Raw genomic sequence first — 17,371 nt, 5'->3', positions numbered from 1 at the left:
GAGGCGATGGTCCGGCGTGCTGCGGCAGCGTCCTGGTGAGCCCGCCTGACGGGCCGTCCGCTCACATGTGCGGGCGCGTCCATCAGGCGGACGCCCGCTACGGAGCCACCCCCTCTCGCCGGTAGGGTGGCCGGGAATCCGCCGGACAACGTGGTCCGGTTTCCCGGCCCACGTTGAGAAGGTATTTCGGGCTATGCGCATTGGTGTCCTCACGTCCGGCGGCGACTGCCCCGGCCTGAACGCCGTCATCCGGTCCGTCGTGCACCGTGCCGTCGCCGACCACGGCGACGAGGTCATCGGTTTCCGGGACGGCTGGAAGGGCCTCCTGGAGTGCGACTATCTCAAGCTCGACCTCGATGCCGTGGGCGGCATCCTGGCACGCGGCGGCACCATCCTCGGCTCCTCCCGGGTCCGCCCGGAGCATCTGCGGGACGGTGTGGAGCGGGCCAGGGGCCATGTCGCGGAACTCGGTCTGGACGCGATCATCCCGATCGGCGGTGAGGGCACGCTGAAGGCCGCCCGGCTGCTGTCGGACAACGGGCTGCCGATCGTGGGCGTGCCCAAGACCATCGACAACGACATCGCGGTCACGGACGTCACCTTCGGCTTCGACACCGCCGTCACCGTGGCGACGGAGGCGCTGGACCGGCTGAAGACCACCGCCGAGTCGCACCAGCGCGTGCTGATCGTGGAGGTCATGGGCCGGCACACCGGCTGGATCGCGCTGCACTCCGGCATGGCGGCCGGCGCCCACGCCATTGTCGTGCCCGAACGGCCCTTCGACATCGAGGAGTTGACGGCGAGGGTCGGCGAGCGCTTCGAGGCGGGCAAGCGGTTCGCGATCGTGGTCGCGGCGGAGGGGGCCAAGCCCAAGGCCGGCTCCATGGACTTCGACGAGGGCGGCAAGGACATCTACGGCCACGAGCGCTTCGCCGGGATCGCCCGGCAGCTGTCGATCGAGCTGGAGCAGCGGCTCGGCAAGGAGGCGCGGCCGGTGATCCTCGGGCATGTGCAGCGGGGCGGCACGCCGACTGCCTACGACCGGGTGCTCGCCACGCGGTTCGGGTGGCATGCGGTGGAGGCCGTGCATCGCGGTGAGTTCGGGAAGATGACGGCGCTGCGGGGCACGGACATCGTGATGGTGTCGCTGGCGGAGGCGGTGGAGACGCTGAAGACCGTTCCGGTGGAGCGGTACGACGAGGCGGAGTGCGTCCTGTAGTTCACCCGGGAACAACCTGCCCCCGGTCACGGCCGTGACCGGGGGCGGTTCTACTCTTGGGGGCGGACAACTCGCACAACCCCCACGAAACAGGAGCCGCCGGATGGATCACAGCGGGCACGGCATGATGATGGATCTGCCGCCGTTCACGCTGGGACGGGGGCTCCAGTGGTCGGCGGATCCCTTCTTCCTCGTGGCCTGCCTGGCCGGGCTCGCCCTGTACGGCTGGGGTGTCGTACGGCTGCGGCGGCGCGGGGACGCATGGCCCGTCGGCCGTACGGTGTCGTACGTCGTCGGTGTGCTGACCGTCGCCCTGGTGATGTGCACCAAGCTGAACGACTACGGCATGATCATGTTCAGCGTGCACATGGTGCAGCACATGGTCATCAGCATGCTGTCGCCGATCCTGATCCTGCTCGGCGCTCCGGTCACGCTGGCGCTGCGCGCGCTGCCGGCCGCCGGCAAGGGCCGCACGGGACCGCGCGAGCTGCTGCTGGCGCTGCTGCACAGCCGGTACATGCGGATCATCACCCACCCGGCGTTCACGATCCCGCTGTTCATCGCGAGCCTGTACGCGCTGTACTTCAGCCCGCTGTTCGACTTCCTGATGGGCTCGAGGGCCGGGCACATCGCGATGATGGTGCACTTCCTCGCGGTCGGCGTGGTGTTCTTCTGGCCGATCATCGGCATCGACCCGGGCCCGCACCGGCCGGGGCATCTGATGCGGATGCTGGAGCTGTTCGCGGGCATGCCGTTCCACGCGTTCTTCGGCATCGCGCTGATGATGGCGTCGTCGCCGATGGTGAGCACCTTCGAGCATCCGCCGGCCTCGCTCGGCATCGACGCGCTGTCCGACCAGAACGCGGCCGGCGGCATCGCCTGGGCGTTCAGCGAGATCCCGTCGGTGCTGGTGCTGATCGCGCTGCTGTTCCAGTGGTACGGCTCCGAGCAGCGCCAGGCCAGGCGCAAGGACCGGGCCGCCGACCGGGACGGCGACAAGGAGCTGGAGGCGTACAACGCCTATCTCGCCTCGCTGAACGCACGCGAGAGCTAGGACAGACCTGGGCGGAGCCATCCCGTCCGGGCGGCTCTCGGGGCACCATGGTCATGGACGGACCATGAGGAGGGTGTCGCGATGCCCCGTTCCACGAACGGTACGAACGGCTCGACGAACGGCTCGACGAACGGCTCCACCAAGGCGATGGGGGCTCTCACGGTCGGCGGGCTCGTCGTCGTGACCGCCTATACGGTCGCGCTCGGCGGCAACGGCTGGCTGTGGTTCGGATGGGTGGTACTGGGGCTGCTGACGCTCGCCATGGTCGTCACCCAGTCGTGAGGTCCGCTGCCCGGCGGGGCTGACTACAGTGCCCGCATGAACAGCAGGACGACCTCGTTCGACGACCTCGACCGCAAGATCATCACCGCGCTGATGGCGAACGCCCGGACCAGCTTCGCCGAGATCGGCGCGGGTATCGGGCTGTCCGCGACGGCGGTGAAGCGGCGCGTGGACCGGCTGCGGGAGACCGGGGTGATCACCGGGTTCACGGCGACGGTGAAGCCCGCGGCGCTCGGCTGGCGCACCGAGGCGTACGTCGAGGTGTACTGCGAGGGCGCGGCCCCGCCCCGGCGGCTCGCCGAGGTCGTCCGCAACCATCCGGAGATCACGGCGGCCATGACGGTGACCGGCGGCGCCGACGCGCTGCTGCATGTGCGGGCGCGGGACGTGGAGCACTTCGAGGAGGTGCTGGAGCGGATCCGCGTCGAGCCGTTCATCCGCAAGACGATCAGCGTGATGGTGCTGTCCCACCTCCTCCCGGACAGCCCGGAGGCCGGCGCGACCCACGCTGCGCCGGAATGAGCCGGAGTATGCGCAGGAACAGTGCGCGAGATCCGTAAAGGACGCAGCGATGCTGCGCATCTACGCAGCTTTTCTTTCTTGTCGATCGTCAGCCTCCCTTTCTACCGTGGGTGCCACCCCAGTGACACTTTGCAAAGCGGAGGAAACCCTCTGTGTCCGAAAGCCGTGTGCAGCGCCCTCGGCGCTTTCTCGTCTGTGAACCCAGACATTTCGCCGTGCAGTACGCGATCAATCCGTGGATGCATCCCGACAAGCCCGTCGACGTCGACCTCGCCCAGGAACAGTGGCAGGCCCTGATCCGCGCCTACCGCGCCCACGGGCACACCGTCGAGTCGGTCGAGCCGGTCCCGGGCCTGCCCGACATGGTCTTCGCCGCCAACGCGGCGTTCGTGGTCGGCGGCCGGGTCTTCGGCTCCCTGTTCCACGCGCCGGAGCGGCGCCCGGAGTCGCTGCACTACGACACGTGGTTCAAGACGGCGGGCTATGACGTGTACCGCCCCGAGTCGGTGACCGAGGGCGAGGGCGACCTGGTGTGGACGGGCCGGTATGTGCTCGCCGGCACCGGGTTCCGCACCACCCGCGAGGCGCACCGGGAGGCGCAGGAGTTCCTCGGCCACCCGGTGATCGGCCTGACGCTGACGGACCCGTACTTCTACCACCTGGACACGGCGCTGTTCGTGCTCGACGACGACAACATCTGCTACTACCCGGAGGCGTTCTCGGCGGGCAGCCGGGAGGTGCTGCGGCGCCTGTACCCGGACGCCGTCCTCGCCACCCGTGAGGACGCCATGGCCTTCGGCCTGAACTCGGTGTCCGACGGCCGCAACGTCTTCATCGCGCCGCAGGCCGAGGCGCTGGCCGAGAACCTCGCCGGCCACGGTTACACCCCCGTCCCCGTCGACCTGTCGGAGTTCCACAAGGCCGGCGGTGGCATCAAGTGCTGCACCCAGGAGATCCGCTGATGACCGCACCCGCCCGCGCCCGTACGTCCGCCGACCTGATCAAGGCGGAGGAGCCGGTCCTCGCGCACAACTACCACCCGCTGCCGGTGGTGGTCGCCCGCGCCGAGGGCACCTGGGTCCAGGACGTCGAGGGCCGCCGCTACCTCGACATGCTGGCCGGCTACTCGGCCCTGAACTTCGGCCACCGGCACCCGGCGCTGGTCGAGGCCGCGCACCGCCAGCTCGACCAGCTGACGCTGACCTCCCGCGCCTTCCACAACGACCGGCTCGCCCACTTCGCCGAGCGGCTCGCGGAGCTGACCGGCCTGGACATGGTGCTGCCGATGAACACCGGCGCCGAGGCGGTGGAGAGCGGCATCAAGGTGGCCCGCAAGTGGGCGTACGACGTGAAGGGCGTCCCCGCCGACCGGGCGACCATCGTGGTCGCGGCGGAGAACTTCCACGGCCGTACGACCACGATCGTCGGCTTCTCCACGGACGAGACGGCCCGCACCGGCTTCGGCCCGTTCGCGCCCGGCTTCCGGATCGTGCCCTACGACGACCTGGCCGCGCTGGAGGAGGCCGTCGACGAGACCACGGCGGCCGTGCTGATCGAGCCCATCCAGGGCGAGGCCGGCGTGATCATCCCGAAGGACGGCTACCTCGCCGGGGTGCGGGAGCTGACCCGCCGCAAGGGCTGTCTGTTCATCGCCGACGAGATCCAGTCGGGTCTCGGCCGCACCGGCCGCACACTCGCCGTCGAGCACGAGGACGTCGTACCGGACGTGCTGCTGCTCGGCAAGGCGCTGGGCGGCGGGATCGTGCCGGTGTCGGCGGTGGTGGCCCGGCGCGAGGTGCTGGGGGTGCTGCACCCGGGCCAGCACGGCTCGACGTTCGGCGGCAACCCGCTCGCGGCGGCGGTCGGCACGGCCGTGGTCGAGTTGCTGGAGAGCGGTGACTTCCAGCGGCGGGCCGACGAGCTGGGTGTGGTCCTGCGGGACGGGCTGACCGAGCTGGCCGGCAAGGGTGTGGTCGCCTTCCGCTCGCGTGGCCTGTGGGCGGGCGTCGACATCGACCCCGCGATCGGCACCGGACGCGAGGTCAGCGAGCGGCTGATGCGGGAGGGGATCCTGGTGAAGGACACCCATGGCTCCACCATCCGCCTCGCGCCCCCGCTGACCATCACCGCGGAGGAACTGCGCTCCGCGCTGGCGGCGCTGGAGAAGGTGCTGGGTTCGTGACCTCGGTGGGGGGTGGCCGCGCGCCGCCCCCCACCGCTCGTTTGCACGCCTGGGCCGATGCCCGCAGGGTGAAGATTGAGTCAGGAGGGGGTAGACCACTCTCAGCTACAGAGAGGTCGGCCGTGAGCACTCACGAGGAGCAGGACGTCACCGGGAAGCGGTTCGACGTGGCCGACGCCGCTCCCCTGCTGCTCGACGCACACGGCGTGGTGACGTGCTGGACACAGGGCGCCCAGAGCCTGCTGGCGTACACGGCCGCCGAGGTCGTGGGCACCAAGGTGACCGGGCTGCTGTCCGAGGAGGACGCCGCGCGGGTGCCCGAGCTGGCTGAGCGGTGCCGCAGGGACGGCGGCTGGGCGGGGCTGCTGACCGCACGGTGCAAGGACGGCCGGCCGGTCCGGGTGATGGTGCGGATCACTCCGGCGGTGGAGCCCGAAGGCGCGCCGCACTGGCTGGTTCTGCTCTCCGACGTATCCGGGGCACGCGGATGGGACATGAGCCGCGCGGTGCTGGAGCAGATGGTGACCGAGTCCCCCGTCGGCATCGCCATCGTGGATGCCGATCTGCGGTGTGTCTGGTCGAACGCGGCCCTGGAGCGGTACGGCGGCGGCTCCCCGGCGGAGCGGCTGGGGCGGCGGCTCGCGGAGATCCAGCCGGGCCTCGACTCCGAGGGCATCGAGACCCAGATGCGACGCGTGCTGGAGACCGGCCGGCCGGTGGTCGGGTATGAGCACGTGGGCCAGATACGGTCCGCGCCGCACCGGGAGACGGCGCACATGATGTCGTTCACCCGCCTGGACGACGACCAGGGCCACCCGATGGGCGTGTACTACACGGTCGTCGACATCACCGAGCGGCACCGCGCCCGGCAACGCCTGGCCCTGCTCGACCGGGCCGGTGAGCAGATCGGCCGCAGCCTGGACATCGTGCGGACCGCGCAGGAGCTGGCCGACGTGGCCGTGCAGGGCTTCTCCGACTACGTCAGCGTGGACCTGCTGGAGTCCGTGCTGCGCGGCGCGGAGCCCGAGCCGGGGCCGCGGAGCGACACGGAGCAGGTGCCGCTGCGGCGGGCCGGGCACCAGTCGGTGAACCCCGGGGTCCCGGAGGCCGTCGTCGAGATCGGCGAGGTGGCCACCTACCACGCCGGATCACCCCCGGTCCGCTGTCTGACCACGGGCCGGCCGTGGCGCGAGGAACGGCTCGACCCGCTGGCCAAGGAGTGGGCGGCCCACCTCCCGGGCGGCCGGGCGGCGACCTTCCTGGAGCTGGGCCTGCACAGCGTGATGATCGTGCCCATCCGGGCGCGGGGCGTCACGATGGGTGTCACCACCTTCTTCCGGCGCCGCCGTCAGGACCCGTTCGACGAGGACGACCTGAGTCTCGCCGAAGACCTGGTGTCACGGGCCGCGGTCTGCGTGGACAACGCCCGCCGCTACACCCGCGAGCGCAGCGCGGCCCTGGTCCTGCAGCGCAGCCTGCTGCCGCACCGGCTGCCCGAGCAGGACGCGGTGGAGGTGGCCGCCTGCTACCGGCCGGCCGACGAACTGACCGGCCTCGGCGGCGACTGGTACGACCTCATACCGCTGTCCGGCGCGCGGGTGGCGCTGGTCGTGGGCGAGGTGCCGGGGCACGGGATCGACGCCGCGGCCGCCATGGGGCGGCTGCGGACCGCCGTCCACACCCTCGCGGCGCTCGATCTGCCGCCCGAGGAGATCCTCGCGCACCTCGACGACCTGGTGGCGCGGACGGTCGGCGAAGAGGGCGAGCGGCCCGGGGCCACGGAGGCCGCCGGTGAACAGGCCGTGGGCTCCGGGTGCGTGTACGTCGTCTACGACCCCGTCGACGGCCGGTGCACGATGGCCGCGGCGGGCCATCCCGCGCCCGCCGTCGTCCTGCCCGACGGCACCGCGGGCTTCGTCGACCTTCCCCAGGGCCCGCCACTCGGGGCCGGCGGTCGCCCCTTCGAGGCGGTCGAGCTGGCCCTGGCCGAGGGCAGCACGCTGGCCCTGCACACCGACGGGCTGCTGACCCACGGCGGCGCCGACGGGACCCTCGCCCAGGACCGCGAGCGGCTGCGCCGTGCCCTGGAGCGGCCCGCCGCCTCGCTCGACGTGTGCTGCCGGTCCGTCGTCGACGCCCTGGTCCCGGCCCGGCCGCACGACGACGTGGCCCTGCTGCTGGCCCGCACCAGGCTGCTCGGCGCCGACCGGGTCGCGGACTGGGACCTGCCCGCCGACCCGACCGTGGTCGCCGACGCCCGCAAGGAGGCGACCCGGCAGCTGACCGAGTGGGGGCTGCAGGACCTGGCGTTCACCACCGAACTGGTCGTGAGCGAGCTGGTCACCAACGCCATCCGGCACGCGGAGGGCCAGATCCGGCTGCGGCTGATCAGGGACCGGGCCCTGATCTGCGAGGTCACCGACGGCAGTGCCACCGCACCCCATCTACGTCATCCGCGCGCCACGGACGAGGGCGGCCGCGGGCTGCTGCTGGTCTCCCAGTTCACCCAGCGGTGGGGAACCCGCTTCGTACCCGGGGGCAAGGTCATCTGGGCCGAGCAGCCGCTGACGAACCCGCCGGCCTGATGGCCCGGCATAGTGGCCCTGCTGACGCCCGACCTGGTGTACGACGTCTTCCCGGACAACCCGAACGACGCCGACGCGTCGGGGACGCGCAACCTGGCCGCCTCGCCCACCCGGGTGGTGGCGACCGGCGAGGTCAACGCGCCGGTGTTCGGACCGGACGGCAAGGTGGTGCTGCTGGTGCACCGGGTCGAGGAGGTCACCGAGCTGATCCGGGCCCGCGGCGGCCCTGGTCTGGAGGCCGCCGGGGTGATGGGCCGGCTGCGCAGCGCGCTGAACGCCGCCTCCCGGGTCGCCGCGGGGCCGGCCGAGGCCCTGAACGTCCTCGGGCGGTACGCGCACGTCGTCGACGGGGCCGAATCGGCCACCGCCGTCACGACGTTCATCGACTTCGACGACCACACGATCACCTACAGCAGCGCCGGCCATCCGCCGCTCGACGCCCGCCCCGACCCGACCCCCAGACCCCAGGCGCACACGGACTACACCGGGGGTGCCACCGACGACACGGCGCTGGTCATCGTGCGGCTGTGACACCCCAACGCCCGTTTGGGATCGGCCAGTTCATGGAATGCCGGTCTGGTCAGGCCGGTCGGAGTGCGACTTAATGTCGGCATGCGGTCGGGTCCCCGCGGCGAGGGGGTCGACGGGTGCGGCATGACCGTGGCCGGTTGCGGTTACAGATGGACGACAGGCGCACGCGGGGTGGCCTGGACGACGTAAGGGGCGAGCCGTGTTCTACTACCTCCTCAAGTACGTGCTGCTGGGCCCCCTGCTCAGACTGGTCTTCCGGCCGCGGATCGAGGGCCTGGAGAATGTTCCGGCCTCCGGTCCCGCGATCGTCGCCGGGAACCATCTGTCCTTCTCCGACCACTTCCTGATGCCGGCCATACTCAAGCGCCGGATCACGTTCCTGGCCAAGGCGGAGTACTTCACCGGCCCGGGGCTCAAGGGCCGGCTCACCGCGTTCTTCTTCCGCAGCGCCGGGCAGATCCCGGTGGACCGCTCGGGCAAGGAGGCGGGACAGGCGGCGATCCGCGAGGGCCTCGGGGTGCTGGGCAGGGGCGAGCTGCTCGGCATCTATCCGGAGGGCACCCGTTCGCACGACGGCAGGCTCTACAAGGGCAAGGTCGGTGTCGCCGTGATGGCGCTGAAGGCCGGGGTGCCGGTCGTGCCGTGCGCGATGATCGGCACGTTCGAGGCCCAGCCGCCCGGAAAGGTCATCCCGAACGTCCACCCCGTCACCATCCGCTTCGGCAAGGCCCTCGACTTCTCGCGCTATGCGGGCATGGAGCAGGAGAGGGCGATCCTGCGGGCCATCACCGACGAGATCATGTACGCCATCCTGACCCTGTCCGAGCAGGAGTACGTCGACGAGTACGCGGCCGTCGTCAAGGAGCGGCAGGCCGCGGAGAAGCGCACGAAGGAGCGCAGGTTCCCGCGGGCGCCGCTCGGCTGAACACCTCTGCCGTCGGCAGAAGAACCGCGTCCCCGGCGGTCCACGTCCCTAGGCTCGCCGTATGAAAAGGGCTGTGGTGATCGGGGCGAGCGGGCAGATCGGCCGCCCGACGGTGGAGGCGCTGGTACGGGACGGCTGGGAGGTGACGGCCGCCTCGCGCGGCGGCGGCCGGGACACGGCGTGGGACGAGGGGGTACGGACGGTCCGGCTGGACCGCTCCGACGACGCGGCCCTGACGGCGCTGGTCGGCGACGGCTGCGACCTGGTGGTCGACATGGTCGCCTACGACGCCGCGCACGCACGGCAGTTGACGTCTCTGGCGGGTCGCGTCGGCTCGGCAGTCGTGATCTCCAGCGTGTCCGTGTACGACGACGGCATCGGCCGCAACTTCGACACGCTGCACCAGCCGGACGGCTTTCCGGCCTACCCGGTGCCGGTCGCCGAGTCCCAGCCCACGGTGGCCGCGGGCGAGGCGTCGTACAGCACCCGCAAGGTCGCGCTGGAACGCGAACTCCTCGCGGTCTCGGACAAGTTGCCGGTGACCGTGCTGCGGCCGGGCGCGGTGCACGGGCCGTACAGCCCGCTGCCCCGGGAGCTGTATTTCGTGAAGCGGAATCTCGACGGCAGGCGCAGGCGGGCGCTCTCGTACCGCGGCGAGAGCCGGTTCCACCCGTCGAGCGCCCGGAACATCGCCGAACTGGTGCGGCTGGCCGCGGCCCGGCCCGGTACCCGGGTGCTGAACGCCTGTGACGGCGAGGCACCGACGGTCGCCGCGATCGGGGCGGCGGTCGACGCGGTGATGGGTGTGGAGACGGAGACGTCGTTCCTCGACGGTCCTCCCGAGGGCTCCGTCGGGAAGACGCCGTGGTCGATTCCCCGGCCGGCCGTCTTCGACATGTCCGCCGCGGAGCGGGAGTTGGGCTACCGGCCGGTGGTCTCGTACGCCGGGAGCCTGCCGGAGACGGTCCAGTGGCTGACGGACGCGCTCGCCGGGCGGGACTGGCGGGAAGGGTTCCCGCTCCTCGCCCAGGTGTATCCGGACCTGTTCGACTACGCGGCCGAGGACGCCTGGTTCGCGGTATGAGCGAGAGGCACGACCGAGGGGCGGCCGGAGAGTCCGGCCGCCCCTCGTCACCGTAGGAACCCGGTTACGGCTTGGGCGTGGCGTGCGGGTCGCAGGTCACGTCCGCGTCGTCCAGCTTGCCGTCGATCAGGTAGGCGTCGACGCGCTGGTTGATGCAGGGGTTGACCAGGCCGGTCACACCGTGGGAACCCGCGTCCTTCTCGGTGATGAGACGGGAGTCCTGGAACCGCTTGTGCAGTTCGACGGCGCCCTCGTACGGGGTGGCGGCGTCGCGGGTGGACTGCACGATCAGCACCTGCGGCAGGCCCTTGTGGGTCTTCACGTCGACCGGCGTGCGCTGCTTGACCGGCCAGGTGGCGCAGGGCAGGTTCATCCAGGCGTTGGCCCAGGTCATGAACGGGTAGTTCTTGTTGAGCTCGGTGTTGTCCCGGTCCCACTTCTTCCAGCTGGTGGGCCACTTGGCGTCGGTGCACTCGACCGCCGTGTAGACGGCGTTGCCGTTCTCCGCGGTGATGTTGCCGGCCGTGTTCGACGGGTTGGGGGCGGCGGCGTCGACCAGCGCCTTGGTGTCACCGGCGAAGTACTTGCCGAACACCGTGGCGACCGGCACCCACGAGGAGTCGTAGTACGGCGCGCTCTGGAAGAAGGAGATCAGCTCGGCCGGGCCGACGACCCCGCCGATGGGGCTCTTCTTGGCGGTGGCGCGCAGCTCGAGCCACTTGGCCTGGACGGCGTCGCGGGTGGTGCCGAGGTGGAAGGCGGCGTCGTTGGCGGCGACCCAGTCCTCCCAGTCCTTCCAGCGGCCCTCGAAGGCGATGTCCTGGCCCAGGTTGGCCTGGTACCAGATGTTCTCGCGGGCGGGGTTGACCACGCTGTCCACGATCATGCGGCGCAGGTGGCCCGGGAAGAGGGTGCCGTAGACGGCGCCGAGGTAGGTGCCGTAGGAGACGCCGAGGTAGTTGAGCTTCTTCTCGCCGAGCGCGGCGCGGATGACGTCCAGGTCGCGAGCGGTGTTCGGCGTGGTCATCTGTTGGAGCATCGCCTGGCCGGTGCGGTCCAGGCAGCCGTCGGCGTACTCACGGGCCAGCTTGCGCTGGGCCTGCTTGTCCGCCTCGGAGTCGGGGACCGGGTCCGCCTTCGGCGCCTTGACGAACTCCTGCGGGTCCTCGCAGGAGATGGGCGCGGAGTGGCCGACGCCGCGCGGGTCGAAGCCGACGAAGTCGTAGGCCTTGGCGACGTTGGCCCAGACGGGGTTCTTGGTGGTGACCCGGCGCGGGAAGCGCAGGCCGGAGCCACCGGGACCGCCCGGGTTGTAGACGAGGGCGCCCTGGCGCTCCTCCTTGGTGCCCGTGTTGCCGATGCGGTCCACGGCGAGCTTGATCTGCTTGCCGTACGGGTGGGCGTAGTTCAGCGGCACGCTGACCCAGCCGCACTGGATGGGCTTCTCCATCCCCCAGTCGGCCGGGCAGTCCTGCCAGTCGATACCGGCCTTGGCGGCCCGGGCGGCGGCGATCGCGGCGCCCTTGGCCTCCCGGTCCTGGCCGCTCTGGCCGGCCGCGCCGGCCGCGCTGGCCGCGGGTGCCGAGACGGCTCCGGCGATCAGCGTGGCGGTGACGAGCGCCCCGGCCGAACCGAGCGCCAGCAGGCGGCTCTTCGGTCTGTTGTCCCTCAAGTGTGCCCCTCCCCCTACATCAGGATCACTGCGAGTGGTCAGTCCGGGGGATCCTCTCGGCTGTGAGCCGTCTGAGAACAGGGGGTGCAGCCCATCTTTACCAATCCGATAACCGGATGATCATGTCCTGTCGCCGGCCGACTGCGGGATCATTGTGGCCAGCGCCTTGTCCAGGACTCGTCGCAGGCGCAGTGCGTCCGGTGCCACGGCGCTGACCAGCACGGCCGGACCGGCCAGCGGCACCAGGGCGGCGCACTCGTCCAGCAGCCGGGGCTCGACCTGATGGTCCGCGAACTCGGGGCGCACCACCACCAGTTGGCCCACGGCCCGGTGCCCCGCGAGCACCGCCGGTCCGTCCCAGCCCCCCGGGGCCCCCGGCCCGCAGGACAGTTCCTGGTCCAGCACCGCACGGCCCGCGATCCGTACGGTCAGACGACTGCCGAGCCGCCCTGGTTCCTCTCCGGCCCGGCCGAGTACCTGCTCCTCCCGCAGTACGAGCCGGGCGCCGGCCGCGAGTTCGACGCGGGTGGTGACGTGCAGGTCGCTGCCCCGGGCCGAGATCAACTGCTCGGGGAGCCAGTGCAGTTCGGCGTCTTCGGCCACGTGGAGCCGTACGTCGTAGCGGGCCTCGCCCTTGGTCTGGCCGGGCAGGGCGATCGTGGCGGCGGCCGAGCCGACGTGCAGCCGGGCGCCTTCCGCCACGCTCGCCGTGAGCGAGAAGCGGTCGCCGCCGAGCGGACCGCTCATCGCGCCGACCACCATGACCTTCGCCTCGGCGCCGGTGGAGCGGGTGCGGCGCAGGGCCAGCGGGCCGTCGCCGTCCAGTACGGGCAGTGCGGTGCCGCCGCGGCCGTCGGCGCGTGCGACGATCCGCGCGTCCGCCCGGACCCCGGTGGCGGTCACGCCGTCCATGCGGCGAGCCGCTCGCGCACCCAGGCGGCCACGTCGGCCACGCCCGTCCCGCCGCGCAACGACTGGAAGACGACGGGGAGTTCGGCCCGCTGGGCCTTGGCGTCGGCGGCCATCCGGGCGAGGTCGGAGCCGACGTACGGGGCGAGGTCGGTCTTGTTGACGACGAGCAGGTCGGCGGTGGTGACACCGGGCCCGCCCTTGCGCGGGATGTCGTCGCCGCCGGCCACGTCGATCACGAAGATCTGCGCGTCCACGAGGCCCTTGGAGAAGGTCGCGGTGAGGTTGTCGCCGCCGGACTCGACGAGGATCAGGTCCAGCGGGCCGACCGCGTCCTCCAGGTCCTCGACGGCTTCGAGGTTGGCGGAGATGTCGTCGCGGATCGCGGTGTGCGGGCAGGCGCCCGTCTCCACGGCCGTGATCCGCTCGGGCGGCAGCACGGCCTCCCGGAGGAGGAACTCGGCGTCCTCACGGGTGTAGATGTCGTTGGTGACGACGGCGAGCGACAGCTCGTCGCGCAGGGCCCGGCAGAGCGCCGCGACGGTCGCGGTCTTCCCGGACCCGACGGGCCCGCCGAGCCCGATGCGCAGGGCGCGCCGCGAGCCGTCGGGCCGGTGCGCGTCCGCGCTGAGGGCGGCGGGGCCGGAGTGGGTGTGGTCGAGGTGCATAACAGCGGCTCCATTTTCAGCCAGGTCCGGCATGTGTCAGCCCGTCCGGCGGTTGAGGACGAGGCCGTTCAGGCCGACGGGGTCCAGGGGGTGCAGCCCTCTGGCGGGGTCTAAGGGGCGGACCCCTGGGGATGGGACGGGTAGGGGCGGTGGGGGCGAACTTCCCTCAGGACGCGAACAGACGTACCGGCCAGGCCGCATGCCACTCCGCACCGACCTCCAGCAGAGGTCCGGACGACGCCGGCAGCGCATCGACACCCTCGTCGAGCACTCTCCGTGCCGCCTCCACCGCCGCGTCCGCGACGCGATCCAGCTCCGGCGCCAGCCGGGCCAGCACACCGGTCGCGTCGAACGGGTCGAGGCTCAGCAGTCGTACGGTCGCCGTCGCCGGCCCGCTCACGCTCTCGTACGCCGCGCAGTGCGCCGCGTCGTCCGGCCCCAGCCCGGCCGCCCGCGCGGCGAGACCGAGGACCACGGGCTGGTGCGCCCCCTTCGGGAACTGCCGTGCCAGCGCGTCGAGTTCGGCCGACGGCCAGGCGGAACGCGCCGCTCGCACCAGCTGTCGGCCAAGGCGACGGGCCGCGGCCCGCAGCGCGGGCGACGGCGTACGGGCGTCCGCCGCCGCGTCCAACTCCCCCGGATCCACGCCGAGTACGGCGGCGGCCGCCAACGCCCCCGCGACCAGCCCGGCGGTGTGCAGCCGGCCCCGGCAGAAGTCCTCCAGGCTCGCGGCGGAGGTGATCCGGCCCGCCTTGACGGCGGCCTCCGCCCCGCCGGAGTGCGCGTGCCCGCCGGCGGGAAAGCGGCCGTCGGCCAGGACGAGAAGTGCTGCCCGTGACATCAGGACGCCCTCAGAAGAGGAAGTAGCGCTGGGCCATGGGCAGTTCGGCGGCCGGTGTCGCCTCGACCAGCTCACCGTCGATGTGCACGGCGAAGCTGTCGGGGTCGATCCGGACGTCGGGCCGGGCGTCGTTCTCGCGCATGTCGGCCTTGGTGACCGCACGCGTGGACTCGATCGCCGCGAACCTCTTGCCGAGCCGCAGCCGCTCCGGCAATCCGTCCTCCATCGCCAACTCGGCCACGAAGTTCAGGGAGTTGGCGGCGGGGGCGCGGCCGATCGCGCCGTACATCGGGCGGGGCAGGATCGGCTGCGGGGTGGGGATGGACGCGTTGGCGTCGCCCATCTGCGCGTAGGCGATCTGCCCGCCCTTGAGCACGAGGAGCGGCTTGACCCCGAAGAACGCCGGCTCCCACAGCACGAGGTCGGCGAGCTTGCCGGTCTCGACGGAGCCGATCTCGGCGGCGAGGCCCTGGGCGAGCGCCGGGTTGATCGTGTACTTGGCGACGTAGCGCCGTACCCGGTGGTTGTCCGCGCGCCCGTCACCGGGCAGTGCCCCGCGCCTGCGCTTCATGACGTGGGCGGTCTGCCAGGTGCGCAGGATCACCTCGCCGACGCGGCCCATCGCCTGGGAGTCCGAGGAGATGATCGAGATCGCGCCGAGGTCGTGGAGGATGTCCTCGGCACCGATGGTGGAGGGCCGGATCCGGGATTCGGCGAAGGCGAGGTCCTCGGGGACCGCCGGGTTGAGGTGGTGGCACACCATCAGCATGTCGAGGTGTTCCTCGGCGGTATTGACGGTGAAGGGCCGGGTCGGGTTGGTGGAGCTGGGCAGCACATTGGGCTGCGAGACCACGGTCATGATGTCCGGCGCGTGCCCGCCGCCGGCGCCCTCGGTGTGGTACGAGTGGATGCCCCGGCCCGCGATCGCGGCGAGGGTGTCGCCGACGAAGCCGGCCTCGTTGAGGGTGTCCGTGTGGATGGCGACCTGGATGCCGGTGCGGTCGGCGACGGTCAGCGCGGCGTCGATGACGGCCGGGGTGGTACCCCAGTCCTCGTGCAGCTTCAGACCGGCCGCACCGCCCCGGATCTGGGAGAGCATCGCCTCGTGGGAGACGGTGTTGCCCTTGCCAAGGAAGCCGACGTTGACCGGGTAGGCCTCCATCGCCTCGAACATCCGGGCGAGGTGCCAGGGGCCGGGCGTGACGGTGGTCGCCTTGGAGCCCTCGGCGGGGCCGGTGCCGCCGCCGACCAGGGTGGTGATGCCGGAGGCCAGCGCCTCGTCGGCGATCTGCGGGCAGACGAAGTGGACGTGCGCGTCGATGGCACCGGCGGTGAGGATGCGCCCGTTGCCCGCGATGATCTCGGTCTCGGGGCCGATGACCAGGTCGGGATGGACGCCGTCCATGGTGTCGGGGTTGCCGGCCTTGCCGATCGCGGCGATCCGGCCGTCGCGGATGCCGACGTCGGCCTTGACGACGCCCCAGTGGTCGACGATGACGACACCGGTGATCACGGTGTCGGGGGTGCCGTCGGCGCGGGTCGCGCGGGACTGGCCCATGGACTCGCGGATGACCTTGCCGCCGCCGAAGACCGCCTCGTCGCCCGAGGTGCCGGGGCCGCCGGAGCGGTCCTCCTCGATCTCGATCAGCAGGTCGGTGTCGGCGAGCCGGATGCGGTCACCGGTGGTGGGCCCGAACAGGTCGGCGTAGGCGCCGCGGGAGATCTCAGGCATCGAGGGCACCTCCGGTCTCCCCGCGCAGGCCGGGAACGATCCGGGCGCCCGCGAGGGCCACGAGTTCGACGTCGACCGGGATGCCGGGCTCGAAGCGCACGGCGGTGCCGGCGGCGATGTTCAGCCGCTTGCCGCGGGCCGCGGCGCGGTCGAAGTCCAGGCCGGGGTTGGCCTCGGCGAAGTGGTAGTGGGAGCCGACCTGGACGGGCCGGTCGGCGGCGTTGAGGACGGTCAGCCGGGTGACCTCACGGCCCTGGTTGCAGACGACCGGGTCGTCCGCGAAAAGAACCTCTCCGGGAATCATCGCGCCCCCTCAGATGATCGGCTCGTGGACGGTGACGAGCTTGGTGCCGTCCGGGAAGGTGGCCTCCACCTGCACGTCATGGATCATCTCGGGAACCCCGTCCATGACGTCGTCCCTGGTGAGCAGCTTGCGGCCGGAGGACATGAGCTCGGCGACCGTACGGCCGTCGCGCGCGCCCTCGAGGATGTGCGACGTGATGAGGGCGACCGCTTCGGGGTGGTTGAGCCTGAGCCCGCGGGCCCTGCGCTTCTCGGCCACGTCGGCCGCCACATGGATGAGCAGCCGCTCTTGCTCGTGCGGGGTCAGTTGCACGTCCCACCTCACAGTCCTTGCTCCGGACCGTGCGGGGTCCGGTTGCCACAGCCATCGCGACAGGGATAGGTGTAACACGCAGACAAAATCCCCGGATCGTCCTCGATCCGGGCAGAAAAGCCCCTGATGGCGTCGATCGGCAGGCTAGAACGCCGGAGTTTCAGTGACGTTAACCGGACCTTGATCGTCCGATGACCGGGCGATGGGACCCCCGATACCGGCGCGGGTCAGGACGCGCCGGGACCGCGATGCTCGGCGACGATCCCGAACCGCTGCTGTTCGCGCGCGGCGGAACCGACCTCCCGGACGCCCGAGACCGAGCTGACGACCTGCTCCTCGGCCGGTTCGTCCAGCGCGTCCAGCCGCTCCAGATCGGCGGCCGACACCAGCGCGACCAGCGGCTTTCCATGCCGCGTCACGACGACACGCTCGCCGCCGTACACCACCCGGTTGATCAGGTCGGCGAGCTCAGCCCTGGCTTGCGTCACCGGAATCTCGTAGGCCATGCCCCCATCATAACGTCACGTACGTCCTGTACATTTTTTACAG

The 17,371-nt window shown here is 71.5% G+C and carries 17 protein-coding genes and 1 pseudogene; 10 read left to right on the top strand and 8 right to left on the bottom strand.

Features of this window, described 5'->3' with window-relative positions:
• Window positions 1–193 precede the first annotated feature (193 nt).
• The 10 genes and pseudogenes from ACWC0C_RS16730 (at window position 194) to ACWC0C_RS16685 (ending at window position 10,384) form a co-directional block, all read left to right on the top strand.
• Window positions 194–1,219 (top strand): 6-phosphofructokinase, encoded by a 1,026-nt coding sequence (locus ACWC0C_RS16730; RefSeq protein WP_450864627.1) that lies wholly within the window; start codon window positions 194–196, stop codon window positions 1,217–1,219.
• 103 nt (window positions 1,220–1,322) lie between these two features.
• The gene (locus ACWC0C_RS16725; protein WP_450864626.1) at window positions 1,323–2,273 is read left to right on the top strand and encodes a cytochrome c oxidase assembly protein; all 951 of its coding nucleotides are present in this window, start codon (window positions 1,323–1,325) and stop codon (window positions 2,271–2,273) included.
• 81 nt (window positions 2,274–2,354) lie between these two features.
• Window positions 2,355–2,555: a hypothetical protein gene (locus ACWC0C_RS16720; RefSeq protein WP_450864625.1), complete on the top strand. Its 201-nt coding sequence runs from the start codon at window positions 2,355–2,357 to the stop codon at window positions 2,553–2,555.
• A gap of 36 nt (window positions 2,556–2,591) precedes the next feature.
• Window positions 2,592–3,077, top strand: a complete 486-nt coding sequence (locus ACWC0C_RS16715; protein WP_449195471.1) for an Lrp/AsnC family transcriptional regulator — start codon at window positions 2,592–2,594, stop codon at window positions 3,075–3,077.
• Window positions 3,078–3,229: 152 nt separating this feature from the next.
• A complete protein-coding gene (ddaH, locus tag ACWC0C_RS16710) occupies window positions 3,230–4,039 on the top strand; it encodes a dimethylargininase (RefSeq protein ID WP_450864624.1) in 810 nt (269 codons plus the stop codon).
• A complete protein-coding gene (gene rocD, locus ACWC0C_RS16705; RefSeq protein ID WP_450864623.1) occupies window positions 4,039–5,259 on the top strand; it encodes an ornithine--oxo-acid transaminase in 1,221 nt (406 codons plus the stop codon). The genes ddaH and rocD overlap by 1 nt, the downstream gene beginning before the upstream one ends.
• Window positions 5,260–5,381: 122 nt before the next feature.
• Entirely contained in the window at window positions 5,382–7,844 is a 2,463-nt protein-coding gene (locus ACWC0C_RS16700) for a SpoIIE family protein phosphatase (protein WP_450864622.1), read from the top strand.
• A gap of 9 nt (window positions 7,845–7,853) precedes the next feature.
• Window positions 7,854–8,342, top strand: a pseudogene (locus tag ACWC0C_RS16695) (SpoIIE family protein phosphatase); the annotation flags it as partial.
• Window positions 8,343–8,574: 232 nt separating this feature from the next.
• Window positions 8,575–9,300 (top strand): lysophospholipid acyltransferase family protein, encoded by a 726-nt coding sequence (locus ACWC0C_RS16690; RefSeq protein WP_450864621.1) that lies wholly within the window; start codon window positions 8,575–8,577, stop codon window positions 9,298–9,300.
• Window positions 9,301–9,361: 61 nt separating this feature from the next.
• Window positions 9,362–10,384, top strand: a complete 1,023-nt coding sequence (locus ACWC0C_RS16685; protein WP_450864620.1) for an NAD-dependent epimerase/dehydratase family protein — start codon at window positions 9,362–9,364, stop codon at window positions 10,382–10,384.
• Window positions 10,385–10,448: 64 nt separating this feature from the next.
• Here the strand turns inward: ACWC0C_RS16685 and ACWC0C_RS16680 are convergent, their stop codons facing one another.
• From ACWC0C_RS16680 to ACWC0C_RS16645, 8 genes are all read right to left on the bottom strand, one after another.
• Entirely contained in the window at window positions 10,449–12,056 is a 1,608-nt protein-coding gene (locus tag ACWC0C_RS16680) for an alpha/beta hydrolase (RefSeq protein WP_450864619.1), read from the bottom strand.
• Between the two features lie 120 nt (window positions 12,057–12,176).
• On the bottom strand, window positions 12,177–12,968 hold the full coding sequence (locus ACWC0C_RS16675) for an urease accessory protein UreD (protein ID WP_450864618.1): 792 nt from the start codon (window positions 12,966–12,968) through the stop codon (window positions 12,177–12,179).
• The gene (ureG, locus tag ACWC0C_RS16670; RefSeq protein ID WP_450864617.1) at window positions 12,956–13,633 is read right to left on the bottom strand and encodes an urease accessory protein UreG; all 678 of its coding nucleotides are present in this window, start codon (window positions 13,631–13,633) and stop codon (window positions 12,956–12,958) included. The genes ACWC0C_RS16675 and ureG overlap by 13 nt, the downstream gene beginning before the upstream one ends.
• A gap of 166 nt (window positions 13,634–13,799) precedes the next feature.
• Window positions 13,800–14,474 (bottom strand): urease accessory protein UreF, encoded by a 675-nt coding sequence (locus tag ACWC0C_RS16665; RefSeq protein WP_449195462.1) that lies wholly within the window; start codon window positions 14,472–14,474, stop codon window positions 13,800–13,802.
• 10 nt (window positions 14,475–14,484) lie between these two features.
• On the bottom strand, window positions 14,485–16,206 hold the full coding sequence (locus tag ACWC0C_RS16660) for an urease subunit alpha (RefSeq protein WP_450864616.1): 1,722 nt from the start codon (window positions 16,204–16,206) through the stop codon (window positions 14,485–14,487).
• A complete protein-coding gene (locus ACWC0C_RS16655; protein WP_450864615.1) occupies window positions 16,199–16,510 on the bottom strand; it encodes an urease subunit beta in 312 nt (103 codons plus the stop codon). Before ACWC0C_RS16655 ends, ACWC0C_RS16660 begins: the two co-directional genes overlap by 8 nt.
• Window positions 16,511–16,519: 9 nt before the next feature.
• Window positions 16,520–16,822: an urease subunit gamma gene (locus ACWC0C_RS16650; RefSeq protein ID WP_093479411.1), complete on the bottom strand. Its 303-nt coding sequence runs from the start codon at window positions 16,820–16,822 to the stop codon at window positions 16,520–16,522.
• 227 nt (window positions 16,823–17,049) lie between these two features.
• Window positions 17,050–17,328, bottom strand: coding sequence for a type II toxin-antitoxin system Phd/YefM family antitoxin (locus ACWC0C_RS16645; RefSeq protein ID WP_449195459.1), 279 nt, complete (start codon window positions 17,326–17,328; stop codon window positions 17,050–17,052).
• Window positions 17,329–17,371: the final 43 nt, after the last annotated feature.

It is taken from the genome of Streptomyces sp. NPDC001709, from assembly GCF_053596375.1.
This window is presented reverse-complemented; position numbering and strand designations above follow the sequence as displayed.

Excerpts from the sequence above, each read along its gene's own strand:
- ACWC0C_RS16685 (WP_450864620.1), top strand. The coding sequence starts at position 9,362 with ATGAAAAGGGCTGTGGTGATCGGGGCGAGCGGGCAGATCGGCCGCCCG.
- ACWC0C_RS16725 (WP_450864626.1), top strand. The coding sequence starts at position 1,323 with ATGGATCACAGCGGGCACGGCATGATGATGGATCTGCCGCCGTTCACG.
- ureG (WP_450864617.1), bottom strand. The coding sequence starts at position 13,633 with ATGCACCTCGACCACACCCACTCCGGCCCCGCCGCCCTCAGCGCGGAC.
- ACWC0C_RS16665 (WP_449195462.1), bottom strand. The coding sequence starts at position 14,474 with ATGTCACGGGCAGCACTTCTCGTCCTGGCCGACGGCCGCTTTCCCGCC.
- rocD (WP_450864623.1), top strand. The coding sequence starts at position 4,039 with ATGACCGCACCCGCCCGCGCCCGTACGTCCGCCGACCTGATCAAGGCG.
- ACWC0C_RS16675 (WP_450864618.1), bottom strand. The coding sequence starts at position 12,968 with ATGGACGGCGTGACCGCCACCGGGGTCCGGGCGGACGCGCGGATCGTC.
- ACWC0C_RS16645 (WP_449195459.1), bottom strand. The coding sequence starts at position 17,328 with ATGGCCTACGAGATTCCGGTGACGCAAGCCAGGGCTGAGCTCGCCGAC.
- ACWC0C_RS16655 (WP_450864615.1), bottom strand. The coding sequence starts at position 16,510 with ATGATTCCCGGAGAGGTTCTTTTCGCGGACGACCCGGTCGTCTGCAAC.
- ACWC0C_RS16660 (WP_450864616.1), bottom strand. The coding sequence starts at position 16,206 with ATGCCTGAGATCTCCCGCGGCGCCTACGCCGACCTGTTCGGGCCCACC.
- ACWC0C_RS16730 (WP_450864627.1), top strand. The coding sequence starts at position 194 with ATGCGCATTGGTGTCCTCACGTCCGGCGGCGACTGCCCCGGCCTGAAC.
- ACWC0C_RS16715 (WP_449195471.1), top strand. The coding sequence starts at position 2,592 with ATGAACAGCAGGACGACCTCGTTCGACGACCTCGACCGCAAGATCATC.
- ACWC0C_RS16720 (WP_450864625.1), top strand. The coding sequence starts at position 2,355 with ATGCCCCGTTCCACGAACGGTACGAACGGCTCGACGAACGGCTCGACG.